The sequence below is a fragment of the Paenibacillus sp. GCM10027630 genome (genome assembly GCF_042676305.1).
GTDB lineage: Bacteria > Bacillota > Bacilli > Paenibacillales > NBRC-103111 > Paenibacillus_S.
On the sequence record NZ_JBHTGY010000013.1, the window covers coordinates 78,912 to 97,777 of the forward strand.

Annotated in this window: 9 protein-coding genes; all 9 read right to left on the reverse strand. The window is 44.7% G+C overall.

The features are described from left to right. Positions 1 to 23: 23 nt before the first annotated feature. The 9 genes from ACFQ0C_RS07515 to ACFQ0C_RS07555 all read right to left on the reverse strand — a co-directional run bounded on the left by ACFQ0C_RS07515 (position 24) and on the right by ACFQ0C_RS07555 (position 18,794). A complete protein-coding gene (locus ACFQ0C_RS07515) occupies positions 24 to 905 on the reverse strand; it encodes a carbohydrate ABC transporter permease (RefSeq protein WP_379365471.1) in 882 nt (293 codons plus the stop codon). Positions 906 to 922: 17 nt separating this feature from the next. Further along, positions 923 to 1,813 (reverse strand): carbohydrate ABC transporter permease, encoded by an 891-nt coding sequence (locus tag ACFQ0C_RS07520; protein ID WP_379365473.1) that lies wholly within the window; start codon positions 1,811 to 1,813, stop codon positions 923 to 925. A gap of 88 nt (positions 1,814 to 1,901) precedes the next feature. Then, entirely contained in the window at positions 1,902 to 3,257 is a 1,356-nt protein-coding gene (locus ACFQ0C_RS07525; protein WP_379365475.1) for an extracellular solute-binding protein, read from the reverse strand. 236 nt (positions 3,258 to 3,493) lie between these two features. Continuing rightward, positions 3,494 to 5,098, reverse strand: coding sequence for a response regulator transcription factor (locus ACFQ0C_RS07530; RefSeq protein ID WP_379365477.1), 1,605 nt, complete (start codon positions 5,096 to 5,098; stop codon positions 3,494 to 3,496). 15 nt (positions 5,099 to 5,113) lie between these two features. Then, on the reverse strand, positions 5,114 to 6,877 hold the full coding sequence (locus ACFQ0C_RS07535; protein ID WP_379365479.1) for a sensor histidine kinase: 1,764 nt from the start codon (positions 6,875 to 6,877) through the stop codon (positions 5,114 to 5,116). A gap of 79 nt (positions 6,878 to 6,956) precedes the next feature. Beyond that, positions 6,957 to 8,318, reverse strand: a complete 1,362-nt coding sequence (locus ACFQ0C_RS07540; protein WP_379365481.1) for an ABC transporter substrate-binding protein — start codon at positions 8,316 to 8,318, stop codon at positions 6,957 to 6,959. Between the two features lie 81 nt (positions 8,319 to 8,399). Next, entirely contained in the window at positions 8,400 to 9,266 is an 867-nt protein-coding gene (locus ACFQ0C_RS07545; RefSeq protein ID WP_258217997.1) for a carbohydrate ABC transporter permease, read from the reverse strand. 2 nt (positions 9,267 to 9,268) lie between these two features. Then, positions 9,269 to 10,204: a carbohydrate ABC transporter permease gene (locus ACFQ0C_RS07550; protein WP_379365483.1), complete on the reverse strand. Its 936-nt coding sequence runs from the start codon at positions 10,202 to 10,204 to the stop codon at positions 9,269 to 9,271. A 304-nt stretch (positions 10,205 to 10,508) separates the two neighbouring features. Continuing rightward, a complete protein-coding gene (locus ACFQ0C_RS07555) occupies positions 10,509 to 18,794 on the reverse strand; it encodes an S-layer homology domain-containing protein (RefSeq protein ID WP_379365485.1) in 8,286 nt (2,761 codons plus the stop codon). Positions 18,795 to 18,866 lie beyond the last annotated feature (72 nt).

Genomic DNA, 18,866 nt, shown 5'->3' on the forward strand with positions numbered 1-18,866 from the left:
ACAAAAAAAGGGAGGGCGGAGAATTAACCTTTCACCGCTCCCGCTATCATCCCTTTTGTAATTTTATCAGCTAACAGAAAATAAATGATGATGACCGGCAGCGCCCCCAGGACAAGGAAAGCCCCGATCGCTCCGTAATTGACCGAATATTGGCTGACAAAGCTGTTGACGCCAAACGGGAGCGTCTTTAGCCTCTCTGATGAAATGAATGTAGCAGCCAAAATATATTCATTCCAAATGTTAATGAATGTCAGAATGCTTACCGTCATCATCGGCGGCACGGAGATTGGCAGCAGAATGCTTGTAAAGATGCGCAGCACGCCCGCGCCATCCATGATGGCCGATTCTTCAATCTCATTGGGAATCGACTTCATAAACCCACTCAGAATGAAGATCGCTATCGGGGTCTGGAAAGCGATATACGGCAGAATGAGCGACAAATGGGTGTTAAGAATATTCATGTTCTTGAAGATGATCATCAGCGGCAGCAGAGTCGCTTGCAGCGGAATCATCAGCCCGATGAGAAATATGACCATAACCGCCTGGCCATATTTCCAGCGGAACCGGCTGATTGCGAATGATGCCAGCGAGCTGAGCAGCAGTACGCCTGCCAGCGTAACCGTGGTCACGAGCAGGCTGTTTTTCAAATAGAGAAAATAATGTCCTGATTCAATGGCATCGCTAAAATTTTTCCACTGCGGAGAAGCCGGGAGAGCGAAGAAGGCGCCTGACAAAATCTCCTCATTACTTTTCATCGAGTACAAAAAAAGCCAGAGCAGGGGATACACCTGCGTAACTACGAGGATGGACAAGAAGCACACAACGATAATCTTCGCAAAAGAGAGCGGCTTGCGGCTGACTCTGGTGGCTGGTTGTATAGAAGCAGTGCCTGGCGCTGCCTGCATATGAATACACTCCTCTCTTACGAGAATTTGTTTTCCAATCGGGTGAATACGGTATTGATCAGAACGGTAGAAATCAGGCACAGCACGACCAGAAAGACCGCAACGGCGCTGCCGTAGCCATATTTCATCGACAGGAACGACATGTTATACATATGTGTTGAGATGACGTCCGTTGCATGCGCCGGTCCGCCGCCTGTCATGACCATCACCATATCAAATGCTTGCAGGGAGCCGATGAAAGCAAGAACGATCGAAATTTTGAAGATCGGAATATTCATCGGGAACGTGATATGCCAATCCGCCTTCAGTCCCTCGGCCCCATCAATACGGGCCGCTTCATATATATCGGCGGGAATATTCTGAATGCCGGTGAATTGAATCAGCGTATGATAGCCCAAATACTGCCATAGGGCAACGAAGTAGAGAGCGTTCATAGCGATCGCAGGATCGGTGAGCCACGATCTTGTCCAGCTGTGCAGATTCATCATATCCAGCACTTGGTTCAGCATTCCGCCTAAAGCCGCGGGATTGTAGATCGTCTTCCACAGCTGGCCGATGATGACTACCGACAAAATCACCGGCAAGAAGTAGCTGGACACCCAAAAGTTCGGCTTCTTGATGAATCGGCTGAGCAGAATGGCTACAAATAGCGCAACGGGTATCTCCGCCATGGAAAACACGGCGAACATCAGCGTTCGGCGTACCGATGGCCAGAATACTGGATCTGAGGATAATAAGACGCGGAAATTTTCAAATCCTATGAACTTTGACTCGCCAATCCCGTTCCAATCCAGCAATCCGCTGTACAAGGATACGAGGATCGGAACGAACACGAGACTTATATAGATTAGCAGGCAAGGCAGCACGAATGCGGCTATCGTCCATTTGGAGACTCGCAGTACCTTCACTTTGTTCAGCCTCCTTCCTTATGAATTGCAATCGGAACTTACCTCCTTGCCTCATGGGCTGAAGATAAATTCCGATTCGGCTGCCGGTTTATTTTTTATTGGTTTCGTAAGCTGTTTGATGCTCCTTGGCAACATCCGCAGGCACTTTCTTCTGCACGAACAGGTTCTGGATGCTGCTCAGATGGCCTTGCGCCGTTCCCGGATTCATCGTGTTATCGAAGGCAAGGTCACCGCCCTTCACTTGCTTGAAGAGACCCAGCACCTCCATGGCCATCTCGGAATAACCAGCCGCCTTGAAGTCTCCATCGACCTTCTGTGCCAAGCCAACCGCGCCCTTCACGGCGAATGCTTCCTTCGGGAAGTTCAGCATGAAGTAGTTGAGAAAATCCTTCGTTTCCTTTAGATGCTTGCTGTTCGCAGATATTGCAAACCCGCTGCCTGGAGCAAGCATGAATTCATCCGGATTCCCTTTGCCATTAACCGTTGGGAACTTGAACACGCCTACTTTGCCGTTAACCGAGGAGGTTTCGATCCCGCCGGTCGCCCAGCTGCCCATAAAGTACATGGCTGCTTTACCGGTCTTGAATAAGTTCTCGCCTGCGTTATAGTCGAAGGAAGTAGCGCCCTCCTGGAAAGCTCCCGCTTGGATCAAGTTCTGGAAGCTGGTTACGGCATCAACAAAAGCAGGGTCCTGGAATGTCTTCTTGCCGTCCACGACATCCTTCAGGAAGCCAGGACCGCCATTGGTACGAAGCAGTACGTTCATGAACAGGAAGGAACCGGTCCAAGAATCCTTTTCCCCTATCGCCATCGGTTGGATACCCTTATCCTTCAGCTTCTTAACGGTGTCAACCATCTCTTCGAAGGTTTTTGGTATCTCGACCCCGGCTTGCTTGAACAGCTCCTTGTTATAGTACACAACGGCGATGTTGTTGCCGTCAGGCAGCGCATAGAGGTTGTTGTTGAACGTATACCAATCCAGAATGCCGCTCTGGAACGTGTCCTTCAGGCCGTTCTGTGCTACCATGTCGTTCAGCGGCGCAAACAGGCCCGCATCGACAAACGGCTTCATCTGAGCCGATGGGTTGACGATAGTAATGTCAGGCACTTCCTTGGAAGCGGCTTGTGTTTTGAGCTTCAGCTTTTGCTGGTCCGTGTTCAGCGAGTCCAGTTCGATCTTGATGTTCGGATTTTTCGACTGGTAATCGTTCACGATTTTCTTCAACATACTATTCTTCGGATCCGTCGGATCAGGATAGATGTTCTGGAACGTAATGGTGATGTTGTCAACCTTCTTCTCTTGCGGCCCGCCTCCGCTGGCCGGAGTTGCGGCAGGTGTACTGCTGCTCGTTTTTCCATCACCCGCTCCCGCTCCACATGCGGTCAGACTGACGGCGAGAGTACTTGCCAGAACTGCTTGAAGTGCCATACTCTTCTTTTTCATTGTTTATCCCCCTCGGTTGTTGACTGGAATGCTTTCATTATGACTTTTTATGGGAGCCCTTACAATGTATGAAATTTAGAAATAAGGTTTGCTTTTTATAGATCATTAAATTTTCCATTTATTACCATATAATTCAAAGAGTTGATAATCGCATTTCCATTTCAGTTCAATGTTCACGTGTGCAAACCTTAATTTTAAAACAAAAAAAACAATCGGAATCCCGACTGCCCTAAGCTTCAATGATCATTATTCTTATAATCGGTTGGTGAGAACCCGGTGTACTTCTTAAAACATTGACTGAAATATTGCGGATTGCTGTACCCCACTTTCTCAGCTACTTCATAGGATTTCAAACCGCTCATTCGAAGCAATTCAGTCGCTGCTTTCATGCGAATTTGCAGCAGAAAGTCACTGAAAGTAATATTTTTCTCCTTCTTGAACAGAATGCTCAAGTAAGTCGGGCTAATATGTACGAAACGGGCGACCTCCTGTAGGGATAAACCCTCTGTTGCATAGTTGCTCTCGATGTAGTCGATAGCTTTATGAACCATACTTTTCGTTTGGATTTCCCTTTGACGGTTCGTAATGTCTATGAAGCGATCCATCAATTGACGAATAGAGCTGAAGATTTCCTGAACGGTTTGGAACCGTTCTAACTCATTATAGTAAGTATGGAAGGACTCGAGACTATCCTTAAATTTCACATTTCGTTTCACGATCTCTTCCAGCTCTTTGAACATAAGAAGACTGATCTCAATCCCGATCAACCGGACTTGCACCAATGACACGAATTTGATTTCAAGCACTCTTTGCTCGATGTTGTCCAGTATTGCATGAGCTTCCTTTTCCAGCCCCAGCTTTACCTTCATAACAAGCTCGCTCTCTATTCCATTTAAAATAATTTCGGTTGAACAGGTAGGAGGTAGCCCTGTGTCTCCAACGGTTAACACCCTATTCGTGCCAATCATATGCCGGAATTCAATAGCTGCTTTCGCGTCACGATAAGACCGGGACACATCGCCAGGGTTGTCATAAATAAAACCGATACCAACCGTCACCGTCGTTTTTAAATATTTTTCTACGTTATCTCGAATCGTCTCCGCTATTTTCAATGTCTGCTCAATGAGATCCTGCTCCCCATTCCCGTAATAAATGATGACAATCTCACCATCCTCCGAATCGAAAACAATTCCCTCATAGTTGTTTTGCACCGTCTCCTCAGCTACGTTCAATATGCAATATTTCAACATTTCTTTGCCGAATCGGTTCTGATAATCAGGGTAACTGTAATCATCTGCTGTTAACAGGATAACTACATATTTGGCTCTTGGCAGCCTGAAATTAAGAAGCTCGCTATGGGAACGGATTTCGTCCTCGGATAAGTTCTCTTTAATTAGTTTCCCAAAAAATCTTTGTCGCAGCAGCGGCATTCCTTCAATAACCTTCCGCTTCATTTCGCTCTCATATTCAAGCTCGGCCATCGCCCTTTTTGCCGTATCCAGAAGAAGCTGTGTATCGACAGGCTTCAATAAATAATCGAAAACCTTCAATTTCAACGCGCGATGGGCAAGCTCAAACTCATCAAAGCTGGTTAGCATAATAATTTTCATATCCGGAAATTTCTCTTTAACAGCCTCCGTCAATTGAAAACCATCCATAAAGGGCATCCGTATATCCGTTAACAGGAGATTAGGCCGCATTTCAGCTATGAGGCTCAACGCTTCTTCCCCATCTCTAGCCGAACCGACGAGCGCAAACCCATTCTGCTCCCATGGGACTGTACGCGATAATCCTTTTCGAATAATGCTGTCATCATCCACAATTACAACCTTCATCATCATAGCTCCCCCTCGTGGTTATCCATAAAACGGGATTTTTATCATCACGATGATACCGCCACTAAGCCTATTCTCATATAAAAGCCCATACGATGCTCCATAGTTAAGCTGAAGCCGCTTATTTACATTACTAATGCCGAAGCCCAATACACTCCCGTTATCCTCTTCATCCCTTAAACTTCGATTAATCGCCTGCACATCTTCTTCTGACATCCCGTTGCCGTTATCCTCTACATACAACCGCACCTCCTGATTGGCTAATTCCCCCCAGATGCGTATCAAGCCTTGTCCGCGTTTTTGCTTCATTCCGTGATAGATAGCGTTTTCAACTAATGGCTGTAAAGTCAGCTTAACAATATTGCAATTCATTATGTCCCGTTCAATGTCGATTTCATAAGTGAAATCTTCTCCATACCGCATCTGCTGAATGTACAGATAATTTCGGATATGCTCGATTTCTTGGGAGATCGGGATAATTTCGTTCCCTTTATTAATGCTCATGCGATAAAAGTTAGATAAAGCCGTCACCATTTCACCGGCATCCTTATTTTCTTCCATTTCACAAAGCTGTTTAATCGAAAATAACGTATTATACAGAAAATGCGGTTTGATCTGCGACTGCAGAACAGCCAGCTCCGCTGATCTCTTCTTCTCCTGCTCCTCCTTTACTTCTTTTAACAAATTATTAATTCTTAGCATCATCTCCTGAATCCCTCTGCTCAGTACGCCGATTTCATTAGAAGGGAACGTTTTATAGCGGATGGACAAATTCCCCTCTTCAATGCGATTCACGGTATAGGTTAATTTAATCAAAGGCTTTGTGATGATATGAGCAACAATATTGGAAAGGACGGCGGCAAATACAATCACCAGCAGCATCACAGTAACGATCACCAGTCCAATAGAATTCACTTTGTTAAACAGTTCGCTTTCCGGCACGATGGCCGCGATTTTCCATTTATTAAGGCTTAAAGTATCGTACACGATCAGCATTTTTTCGCCATATTTATTCGTAATATTGATTTGCCCTGAAGGCTCTTTGGCTATCATCAGTTCCTTCTGCAGAACCGTTTTATCGATATCGTAGCGCTCCTCTACATTTTTAAAGCTCATAACCCCGTCATCGCTAACGATACATAAATAACCGTTTGTACTGATCTTAGCATTGTTCAATAAATCGCTGAAAAAGCGGCTCTTCAAACTCATCATGAAAATTCCCTTTGTACGCGACTTATCTTTGCCGAACATGCGATATACACTGATCACCTGAGGTGCAGCCAACTTGATTTCATCATGTATATTAAGCCATTTAATTACAGAGAGGCGTTCGCTTTCTAATTTTCGGCTGTAATCTTCCAAAGAAATATCTACGGTTGAAATTAGCGAATTATTTTGTTTGTATTGAGATACTCTTCCTTCATTGTAATAAAACAAAACAGAGTCCAGCATGGAATAGCGTTCAAAATAAGAGTCCAATGCTTTGTTCATAAAAATGTAGTCTTCGGGTTCCAGAGCCACTCCCGGGTCATCTGTCTTATTCATAATGGAAATCCATTCGGATTTATTTTCCAGACCTATAAGCTCCGCTATAAAAGCAGTTAATTTATCACTTAATAAGCTTTTCGTTTGGGCAATCGTGTCATTCAAATTAGTGAAAGCGTTATCTTCAAGCTGCTGTGAAGCCAGCATAAAAGATATCGTACCCGTTACCAGTACAAACACAATAATGATGGGGATAAATAACCAAAGGATCGTTGATTTTAATGAACGAAATACCGGCACAGTGATCCTCCCCCTCTAAATAACAACATTCAGGGAGAGCGAATGACCGCTCACCCCAAATGTGATGAATCCATCCTATTTATTTCTTCATGGCAGCATCGTAATCGGCTTTCGCTTTTTCCATCGAAGTAGCCCAGCCTTTAACGAACTCGTCAACCGTCATTTTGCCTGTAAGCACTCTTTGGAAGTCAGGCTCCAACTGTTGAGTTGTAATCTTCGTGTAATCCGGCAGATGAGAAGGAAGACTTAATGCAATCGTTTCTTTATCAGCCAATACTTCTGCGCCTTGTTGAATATGCTGCGTGTTTTTCACGTAGTCGCTTTTCAGTGAATCCGTGTTGGTAGGCATTTGGCCGATATTTTGATTCCAATACGTTTGGCTTTCTGCATTCATTAAGAAGCTTAAGAATTTCCATGCCTCCTGAGGATGCTTTGAGTTTTTAAACATCACTAATCCGTTGGCAACCGGGACTACAACTCTTTTGCCGTTAGCCGCTTTGGGTGGAATGACACCTGCAAACTTGCTGTTGCCCAGATTCGTTACATGATCATTGTAAGAACCAAAGTTATGTTGAATGATAGCCGAAGTACCGGTGTCAAACGTTGCGTTCATTTCTTTATTGCTGTTGGTAACGTCACTTACAGGAGTATTCTTTTTATATAAAGCTACATACTTATTTAAAAACTCAGTGATTTTCGGATCTCTAACCGTAGCTTTGCCATCAGGCGTGAAATATTCACCGATGCCGGAATAGGCATAAATCATAGAGGTCAGCTGATTGATGCTTCCGGACCCTCCACGAATGCTGAAGCCGTAACGGTTATTTTTAATATCAGTCAACTTGTCGACATCCGTAAAGAAGTCGTCCCAGGTTGTTGGCGCTTTCAAACCTGCATCCTTCACCCAATCCGTTCGATACCAGAGGATGTCGAGAAACATCGTATGCGGCAAATAATACAGCTTCTTATCCGCAGTTAAGCCTCGATCGAAATCAACTATATTCGAAGCAATTTTGTCTTTATCGCTCCAATCCTTGAAATACGGATCAAGTTCCTGTACGGCCCCTTTAGCCACAAAATCGGATAACCACACCATATTGATACCGGCTACATCGGGCATGTCATTGGCTGCAATGGAAACATCATACTTTTGTTTAGCGCCACTTGCCGGGATACCCACGTATTCAACTTGGATGTTCGGATTTTTTGCTTGGAACCGCTTAATTAGCTCTTCATAAAAAGGAGTTCGGTTCGGGCCAGGATTCTCATCCCAAAAAGTGATCTTCACATTTTCTGCAGGCTTGGAGGTTTGGGCTGCTGGCGCCGGTGCCGGTGCCGGCGTCCCCGTGCTAGTTGCGTCTCCGCCAGTGCCGCACCCCGATAAGGTCAACGAAAAGGCCGAACCCATTACCATTAACATTTTTAGACCCTTTTTGTACATGCTAACATCTCCTTAATAATATTAATATATGCTAAATCCCTTTTCGAATAAAGACCCGAGGAGAGAATTAGTTCCAACATATTAGCCTTTTACAGCTCCTGCGCTTATCCCTTGCACCAAAAACTTTTGAACATAGGCGAACAAGATTGCCGCCGGCAGCAGAGCAATTACGCTTCCCGCAGCCAATGCCCCGTATTGAATGTCATATTCACCCTGCATATAACGAAGTCCAACCGGCAATGTGAAGAGCGCCTTTTTGCTAATCAGCATGAGTGCAAATAAGAATTCATTCCACGATCCGATGAAGGTGTAGACCATTGTCGCCACAATACCTGGCATCAGGATGGGGAAAATAACCAAGAAAACCGATTTCAAACGACTGCATCCATCTACCATTGCCGCCTCTTCAAGCTGCTCAGGAATGTTGGAAATAAAACCGCTCATTAATATAGCATTGAAGGGAAGCTGGAACGTGCTGTTAATAATGACTAATGCCATTAAATTACTGGTTAAATGCAAGGCTCTGAAGATCTCGAACATCGGAATAAGAAGCATGGCTCCTGGGATAAACTGCGTGCATAACAGCAATAGCATGAAAAGTTTCTTGCCTTTGAATTTAAATCGGCTGATGGCATAGCCTACCAGGATGGAGCACACAAGCACTATCATTACAGTCAAAGCCGCTACTATTAAGCTGTTGACGAAATACTTGGAGAACCCTACGTTATTCCAGGCGATCAGGAAGTTATTAAAAGTAGCGGGCAACGGCAAGTACTGGATGGGAAGCTTGGTGATGTCGCTCTCTCTCTTAAATGCGGTGACCAGCGCCCAGAATAAGGGGAATAAAGTGAATATCATCGCCAGAAGCATCGGTATATACAATAGCCATGTTCTTTCCATTAACTTAGGAAGAATTGGGGGGGATTTCATGGTTTGCGAGTTTCTCATGCTTACTCTTCCTTTCCATATCCGCTTAATTTCAGGTAAAACACTGCAAACAGCAGCAGTATAATGAAGCCAATCACGGTTAGAGCCGAGCCGTAACCAAAGTCCTGCGCGACAATCGCTTGCTTAACAATGTACATCGGGAGTGTTGTCGTTAAATCAATAGGTCCGCCTGTCCCGTTGGTCATTACAAATATTAAATCGACGTTATTGAACTCCCAGACCGCTCGCAGCAATGTCGTTAATATAATGGTCGTTTTCAAAAACGGAAGCGTAATATGGATGAACGATTTCCATCTCCCCGCTCCATCCACTACCGCTGACTCATACAAATCACCAGGGATGGTTTGCAGGCCGGCGAGAAGTGCTATTGTGAAGAACGGTATTCCTCTCCATAACTCTGCGGTTACAATTGCGGGAAATGCCGTATGTACTTCAGAGAGCCACGCAATTTTATGATCGATAAGACCAATCTTCATAAAAATATCGTTGATCGGCCCTATTTGCTCGTTGAATAAAATTTGCCACAAGGTGGAGGTCACGACCCCTGAAATGGCCCAAGGCAATATCGCTGCCGATCTGAATAATCCGCGGAATTTAAACGCTTGATTCAGCATGAGCGCGATTCCCAGCCCGAATATGAGCTGAAGAGCAACCTCGACGAACACCCATTTAGCCGAAACCCACAATGTTGAAATAAACAATTTGTCAGTCGTGAAAATGGCTTTGAAATTGTCGAGCCCTACAAATCCATTCTCATAAGCTTTCGCAGGATTAAACTTCTGCAAGCTGAAATAAAACACATTTCCTACGGGATAGAACAAAAAGACAATAATCAGGACAATCGCCGGCGCGATCAGGATGTAAGGCAGCCACTGAATGCGCTGCTTCTGTTTTCTAACTATCGCTCGGTTTACAACGGTTGATTGATTTGCACTCACTGGGTTTCCTCCACTTCAAGACTTTTCGGATTTCACTTAATCCGCTTCTATACTTTAATTTTAAGGCAGTTAGGCTTTATAGAGAATCAAATATCATTATCAGAGTGTTTAAGTTCATTAACAGTTATATGTCCTAAAATGCTTGTTTCTATATGAGAAGCATCCTTCAAATGTCGGGAAGTCACTTTCAAAAAAAATAAAGGAGCAGGGACAATTCCCGCTCCTCTATTTATGATTTGGGTCAATCGATGTTCCCTATCCTATATATCATGTTGAAGGTAAATCCTTGTGCCAACAAACCAACTTAGTTCGTCTTGGTAAGGCCAATAAAGTCGAAGGATTGACCACTTGCAGGACCTCCAATTGTGAACCTGAACGTGTGGTTGCCAGAGGTCAAGTTGACGCTTCCGACATTTGTCAAGTACATCCCTTGGAGTGCCGTTGTCCCCACAATCTCATTTACCGAACCTACGTTGGCTCCATCGACAGTTAGTTGCATAGCAGCTCTACCCGAATTACTTTTCTTGGAACCAAAAATCACATCATAGGTACCGTTTGCAGGGACATTAATCGTAAACTCGATGTATTGATTAGCTGGTGGTGAAGGAAAACTCACCTGCAGATGTGTATTATTTACTGCACTGTTGCGGTCATGATTACCAGCTGTATCATCGGCTCCAGTAGACTTAGTATTACTGTTAGACGTAGTGTAGGTACCTGCAGGATCTATATCGAAAAGTACGTCCACTACGTAAACGGTATAATACACGTTTGCCGTTGCATCCTGTGATGTTACCTTCAACAGATCCCCAGTATGAAGAAGGGTATTTCCGGTCTTACTAGCGTAGACTGCATCCGTTACGGAGTAGGCTTGCGTCAACGCGTCTGAAGATTCAATCTCAGCCAAGAGATTAGCTGCGGTAATGCCTGTTTTAGCAATAATGGTCCGATCTGAATTATACACTGTTGTGACATGAGGATGCCCTGCTGCTTTTACCTGGGCATAGGTGCCTGCAGGTGATGCATTAATTGCAATGATATAAGTGGCTGTAGTCGTCCCGTCTGCAGCAGTTACGACTAACTTATCCCCGTTCACAGCGTTAGTTTTAGGTGCACCTCCGGCTGCATTTGTAACCGTATACGTTTGAGTTGTTCCGTCTGTAGATTTCAACTGGCCAGCTATTGTTGTAACTGCAGTAGCGACCCCTGATGTTGCAATTCTTCGGTCTGTGTTATTTACAGCAATGACTGTCGTATTGCCGGCATTCAGCTGCAAATTCGTGGTAGGCAAAGCTATGGAATACTCCTTGCTCGCTACCCCATCGGCTGCCGTAACCTTCAGAATATCACCGGCTGCAAGCACATCCGTCGATAACTTAGGTGTATTCCCCGAATTCGTAACAACGTAATTCTGAATCGACCCATCAGCAGAAGTAATTTGTGCCAACAGATCAGCAACGGTTGTATTTGCTGCGATAACAATGGATACTGCATTCACTGCTTTTAAATTAGGATGCGTTGCGTTCAGAACAACATTCGTATTGTTGCTAACGGCCAGTGCCACATGGATCGTATAAGTAACTTGAGCAGCTCCATCCGCAGCCGTTATAACTAACTTATCACCTGTGACAAGCGCACCCGAATTTTTGGCGGCATTGCCTGCATCCGTGACAGAGTAGGCTTGTGTAGAGCCGTCGGATGATACGATTTGAGATTTGACATCCGCTACTGTTGAATTGGAAGTTACGTTTACGGTTTTTGCCGCATTATCAACCGCTGTCACGTTGGGGTGACTTGATGACAATTGAATATTCGTATTAGTACTCGCTGCAACGGTGATAATATAAGTTGCTTTCGTCGTTGCGTCAGATGCAGTGACAACCAACTTATCCCCGCTAACAAGTACTCCGGAGCTTTTCGCAGCGTTTCCTGAATCCATCACTGTATAAGCCTGCGTTGAACTGTCTGTAGAACTTACCTGTGCAAGGATTTGCGCTACGGTAGTTCCGCTTACCGTTGTAATTGTATGATTCGTTGTATCGACCGCCGTCACATTCGGATGGCTCGTAGCCAGCTGAATATTCGTGTTCGTTGATGGAGCGGTCACCGTTACCTTGGTAAACTTGATGTAGTCGATAACGATCGAGCCGGCGCTAGTTGCAACAAATCTCACCGGGTAGCTGCCTGCAGCCGGCAAGGTCACCTGACCCAGATCTACCGGAATAAATAAATTGGCTGTCGTATTATTAAAGTTGACAGGTATGCCCCTGGACTCTCCGTTAACATAGGCCTGAACGGTAGCCCTTCCAGTCGCACTGGTCTTATATTGATAAGACACATTATAGGTGCCTGCCGAAGGAACCGGAATACTGAATTCAATCCACTCCCCAATTGGCACAGCATTCGTTTGTAGATAGTAAATCCCATTGGTTGAAGAGGATGAAGTTGTTATGCTAGGGATACTTTTTATGACTGAAGTTAGCTGTGATTCGCCTTCCACCAAAATTTCGAGCGGAACAACAATACTATAATTTTTCTTTGTTATCCCATCTTGAGCGGTTACGACAAGAATATCTCCCGTCTCCAGCATTCCCGAATTCTTCACTGCGTTAGACGAATCGGTTACCGAGTAAGTTTGTACCGTCTCATCCGTTGATTCTAGTTGGGTAATGATATCGGCTACTGTAGTTCCCAAAGTTGCCGTAATTGCATTAGTGGCTTTATCCAAATTAGTTAGATTCGGGTGACCAGCTACTTTTAATTGAATCAAAGTATTATGCGGGTCCTGCACCTTTATATTCGGATAAGTCTGTTTACTTGTCACCGTTACATTACTTAGATCTGCAAGAGAAGTAAGCTCATTGCCCCACGTATTCTTGAAATAAGAAGAATTCTTAAGCGTTATATTACTTGCATTCTTTAGCTGTATAACATTGGGGTTACCTGTCCCACTGACCATTTTCATATTATCAATGGTAGCGTTCTTTACATCATCCAGAACGATGGCATATCGATCATCGTTCACCTCAAATTTTGTGTTAACATTTGTAAAAGTAAGACCGTCCACATGTCTTGCCCAGAAGCCATAGGATGGCTGCTCCCCAATGTCTCCAATGTTGTATTTACCAACACCTAGCTCCGGAGGACTAATTTCTGAGTCCGCAAAGCTATTTCCGCCCTTTACTAACACGTCAACATTTTCAAAGTGGAGGTTCTCAATATAGCCAATATTCCGTCCATCCGGCAGTGTGGGTCCGCCCTCACCAACCTTGTAGCCTGCAATGATTGGCGTTGCCTTAGTCGTAGGATTGCCGCCGTATGCTTTCCATCTCTTGGACGGGTCGCCATACTGACTTCCTTGATAAACCTCTTCAATATTAACATCCTTAATGAATACATTTCTTACAAGTCCGATATTTACATTCGTGCTTAACAGTTCGTCTCTCACCAAGCCATTCTCTGTAAACTTCATTCTTGTAGCTTGGCCGCCGATCACACGTCCCCTGTTTGAAATAGAAATAAAGAACGGTGCCCGCGTACGTTTCATTTGTGCCTTATGGTGTATTGGACCTGTCTGCCCATAATTCAAATAAATATTTTCGATGTGACCGCCATCATTCGTTGAAATAGAGAATCCTGCTTTATTTCCTGCCAGTACGTAAATATTATCTACATAGGCATTTTTAATATCGTCTACAGTTTCACTGCCAATTTGGAATAGATTGCAATTCGTGTCTCCGATAATATTACGAACGTAGAAATCGGTCGCAGGTCTTGTAAAGCCTAGTGAGGAGTCACTGCCCGGTTTTACAATATCATCGGATGTACCTTTGGCATAAATATTTTTAGCTGTAACATAGCTGCTTTGCATATAGTCAAAAACATCTCTGGCGCCGCCGCCACTACCTTTATCATAATAAAAGTCATGCGTGTTGATATAATCCGTACCGGTTGCAAGCATTGCAAAATGTCCTGCTCTATCCACTCTTAGCATATTGCTGATGTCCGTTTGCTTAACTTCATTTGTACCGTCCGGGTTAATGCTTTTGATATAATAAGGCTCGTCAGTCGTAGGTGAATTTGTCTCTTCGTACCACAGGTCTAGCCCATTGTCCAAACCGCCAAATTCAAAATTTGTACACAGCTTTACCGTAACCATCTTGTCTGTACGACTGTCCGGATTATTATCCATGACTCCATCGCTGGTCTGCAGATTCCCGTTTCCTGTGATTTTACCATTTCCAATAATCTTGATATTATCTAATCTTTCCCCAAAAAACATACTGTTTCTAAAGTAATGATGACCTACGTCTTGCTTCGTCAAGTAATTTTCCGGATCCTTGTATGGACCTGTTGACGTTGCGGATGTGCCCGAGCGGTATCCTTTATCTGAGAAATACGTTGTCTCCGGAGCATCTCCGCCTTTTAAAGCGGATATTGTAGCATCCTTGTTAACATAAAGGTATACATTGCTTTGAAGATGAACGGTTCTCACATTGAAAGTACCGCCTTCGAATAGCAGCGTACCACCGCCTAATGAATTCAGGTATATAATGGCATCATTAATGGCTTGTGTTTCATCAGCTTTACCATCGCCTTTGGCACCCATCAGCTTGGCATTGAATTTGCCTGTATAAAATTTTGCAAGGTTAGAGTCTCCATTATTTTCGCCGCCAGCAATAGCAAGCTTAAAGTAATACTCTGTATTCGGAGTAAGGTTTGCAACCTCTACGACTTCACTTTGAGCACTAACTGCAGCATTGCTTTCTGTCCATGTTACTCCCTTATCCGTTGATTGCATCAGCTTAATGGAAGCCGCATTTTTAGCTGCACCCCAGTTGAACTTCGCCTTTGTGTAAGTGTCGCTGCTTTCCTTATAGGTGAGGCTCTTATCCAATATTCTATTGAAATTACTGATTGTATTTACTGCGCTTAAATTTACTCCGCCCCACGGGCTTGTTAACACTTCCGGCTCAGCTGTCTTGTAAGAAGCTTCAAATCCATAGCTGCCAGCAGCTACTTTCACACCTTCGAAGGTAATTTGAAGATCTGCTCCATTGGCCGGTCTTAGATCAAGTCCCTTAAATGTAATGAGCTGGCTTCCATCAGCATTGTTATCAATACTAACTGTACCCACCTGCTGGAATCGGTATCCTGCCCCCACTCTGCCTATAGATTGTGTGGCAAGTCCTGAAAGCTTCACCTTACCTCTGCCAATTACGTTAACCGTTGTGTTGTCCATAGTGGCATTGATACCCTTTGGAACTTTAAGTGCAACCTCTACTGCCGGACTTCTCATTCCTGCAAAGAAATTCAAAACGACGTCAGATTGCGTATTTGCAGTTATAACGCTATTGATTAGCTGCATCTGCCCCCTTAACGCGCCTTGTATGACATTTACCGTATAATCGCGAGAAGCTTGCCCTGCACTTACAGTTAAAATGTCACCCTGTGCTACGGGATCAGACATTTTTTTAGCCCCGCCTGCACCCTTGACTACATAGGTTTGAGGATTAGAAGTCTTAGAAGTGATTTGATTAAGCAGTTCCTCCACTGATTTTACAGTCATTGTGGTAAGGCCTGCACCCTCAGCTGTATCAACTGTATAAATATAGGTGTTCCCTGATGTAATATTAATTACATCTCCTGAAATATCACTAACATAGTTATATCCTAATTCTTTCAATTGGATATCCGTATCGCCTGCGACCACGCTGCTCTTTGCAGGCACTATTACCGCAATGCTTGCAGTGCTCGCTTTGGAACTATCGGATGTTCTCGTTACCTCCAATACAAGATTCACTGTTGTTGCTGCTGTTGGAGGAACAATCGTTCCATTAAGGGCGATTACGCCTGGATCGCTTGAAGTCTTGATCGCTATAGTAAAACCTGGTGGTACGACTGGCAGCGTTAATGCAGTTGCGTCCTTCGCTGGTGCTACGATCGTCGTAATTGCCCCGGCAACCTCTGCTGCTGTTTGTTGTACTACGCTTTTCGCTGGCACTACTACCGCAATGCTTGCCGTGCTCGCTTTGGAACTATCGGATGTTCTCGTTACTTCCAATACGAGATTCACTGTTGTTGCTGCTGTTGGAGGAACAATCGTTCCATTAAGTGCAATAACACCTGTGTTGCTTGAAGTCTTGATCGCTACAGTAAAACCTGCCGGTACTGTCGGCAGCGTTAACGCAACAACATCCTTCGCAGGCGCTGCAATCGTAGTAATTGCCCCGGCAACCTCTGCTGCTGTTTGTTGTACTACGCTTTTCGCTGACACTACTACCGCAATGCTTGCCGTGCTCGCTTTGGAACTATCGGATGTTCTCGTTACCTCCAATACAAGATTCACCGTTGTTGCTGCTGTTGGAGGAACAATCGTTCCATTAAGAGCAATAACGCCTGTGTTGCTTGAAGTCTTGATCGCTACAGTAAAACCTGCCGGTACTGTCGGCAGCGTTAACACAGCAGCATCCTTTGCAGGTGCTGCAATCGTAGTAATTGCCCCGGCAACCTCTGCTGCTGTTTGTTGAACTATGCTTTTCGCTGGCACTACTACCGCAATGCTTGCCGTATTCGCTTTAGTACTATCAGAGGCTCTCGTCACTTCCAATATGAGATTCACTGTTGTATCTGCAGCTTGTGGAGCAACGGTCCCATCAAGAGCAATTACGCTTGTATCGCTTGAAGTCTTGATCGCTACGGTAAAGCCTGGTGGCACGTTTGGCAGCTTTAACGCAGCAGCATCCTTCGCGAGTGCTGCAATCGTAGTAATTGCCTTCGCGACTTCTTCTGCCGTTTGCTGTACTACGCTTTTCGCTGGCACTACTACCGCAATGCTTGCCGTGCTCGCTTTAGTACTATCGGATACTCTTGTTACTTCCAATACAAGATTCACCGTTGCATCTGCAGCTTGAGGAGAAACCGTCCCATCAAGAGCAATTATGCTTGTATCACTTGAGGCTTTAATTGCTACGGCAAAGCCTTCCGGTACCGTAGGCAGTGTTAACGCAATAACATCCTTCGCAGGTGCCGCAATCGCCGTAATTGTTCCTGCAACTTCTTCTGCCGTTTTGCTTATGGCAGTTGGATTGCTCGAGCTCCTTCTGGAAGAACCTCCTGTCGGCGTTGGTGCTGCGGTAACATTGGATTTAACTCCATCCGCTACGGCAACTTTTGCCGGATTTGTTTCTATCTTGACACCATCCACATTAATTGTAGCGGTTTCAATTTTGCCTGTTCCTTTGACTTCGATTGGGGCGTCTATTTTGAAGTTCGTAACAGCCGAGTCTGAAGCCATTTGCACGGATGTGCCCTCAGCCGATTTTTGTATATCGACATTGCCCACTGTACCGCCCGAAAGATCAATCGTCGCCTTCGATTGGACATTGAGCTGACTCACATTCCCGTTCAATACTTTCACATTTGAGCCAACCGCATTCTCCTTCACATCAATTTTACCAACGGAGCCATCTATAACTTGGACCGTAACGCCGGGGACCTCAACTGAAACATCGGCAAAATTACCATCCAGCTTAATTTCTTGATTCGCGGAAATAGTCCCAATAACTTGGACATCCCCGAAGCCTTTGCCGGTTTTATTTTCTGTCTCCAATTTGGCACCGGAGTTCAGCTGTACATGGGGTATATCAGACGATCCTTGCATAACGATACGAACTTTGCCATCATTTTTAATAACGAGCAGCGTTCCTGCCAACGAAGAATTATTAATAACAATACTATGCTCGCCTCCGCCTCGAACAACGGTACGGCCTTTTACTGTGACATTATCCATGGAAATGTTGCCATCTCCAACGCCAGGAGTAATAAACAAATCACCTGAAATCGTCATGTTTTTCAGGTTAACGTCTTTTGTATTGATCACCAAATTGGAGTTCACATTTCCAGTGTAGGTACTTGCTGTATGTTTCAATTCACCAACAACGCTGTCAATCATTTTCACAAATTCGGCTCTTGTGATATTGGCCAATGGATCGAAAGAGCCATCCTCGCGACCTGAAACATATCCGCCTTCAAGCAATGCGTTGACATTGTCCTTGCTCCAGCTTGCGATTTTGCTTGCATCGGTAAACCGGTCTGACGCCTTTTTATCCTGAGCCTTTAAATCGAATGCTCTGGAGAGGATCACCGCTGCTTCCTGCCGACTGATTGGTGCTTCCGGCTTGAAATTCCCCTTGTCATCTCCAAATACGATACCTGCAGCTACTGCTCTGGATATGTCCTTGGCATACCAGGCATTGGAGGATACATCGGGAAAGCTCTGGGTCCCCTCGGTTGGATAAGCCAGAACTCTGTTCACTAGGGAGACAAATTCCGATCTGGAAATGGGTACGTTAGGCTTGAAGGTACCGTCTTCATAGCCATTGATAATTCCTTTTTGAGACCAATTGCCGATCTCCTTGGACGCCCAGTGATTGGATATGTCTGAGAATGTTACCTTTACTGTTGAGTCAGTTAAGGCCGCTATTGTCTTTGTTGTCTCGGCATTTGCCGCTAATCCTGTCGTTGCCATCGAGAATACCATCGATAACGCCAGGAACGAAGCAACCGTTTTCCTCGTCTTGCGTAGCATGTCTAATCCCCCTTTTATCAGTAATAGTTCTATTATAAGGATTTGCAGGTTCATTTGGCGTATAATATTTTA

What these genes read in the sequence shown, in the direction of transcription:
- ACFQ0C_RS07530 (WP_379365477.1), bottom strand. Translation starts at nt 5,098, where the DNA reads ATGATGATGAAGGTTGTAATTGTGGATGATGACAGCATTATTCGAAAA.
- ACFQ0C_RS07555 (WP_379365485.1), bottom strand. Translation starts at nt 18,794, where the DNA reads ATGCTACGCAAGACGAGGAAAACGGTTGCTTCGTTCCTGGCGTTATCG.
- ACFQ0C_RS07545 (WP_258217997.1), bottom strand. Translation starts at nt 9,266, where the DNA reads ATGAGAAACTCGCAAACCATGAAATCCCCCCCAATTCTTCCTAAGTTA.
- ACFQ0C_RS07515 (WP_379365471.1), bottom strand. Translation starts at nt 905, where the DNA reads ATGCAGGCAGCGCCAGGCACTGCTTCTATACAACCAGCCACCAGAGTC.
- ACFQ0C_RS07525 (WP_379365475.1), bottom strand. Translation starts at nt 3,257, where the DNA reads ATGAAAAAGAAGAGTATGGCACTTCAAGCAGTTCTGGCAAGTACTCTC.
- ACFQ0C_RS07540 (WP_379365481.1), bottom strand. Translation starts at nt 8,318, where the DNA reads ATGTACAAAAAGGGTCTAAAAATGTTAATGGTAATGGGTTCGGCCTTT.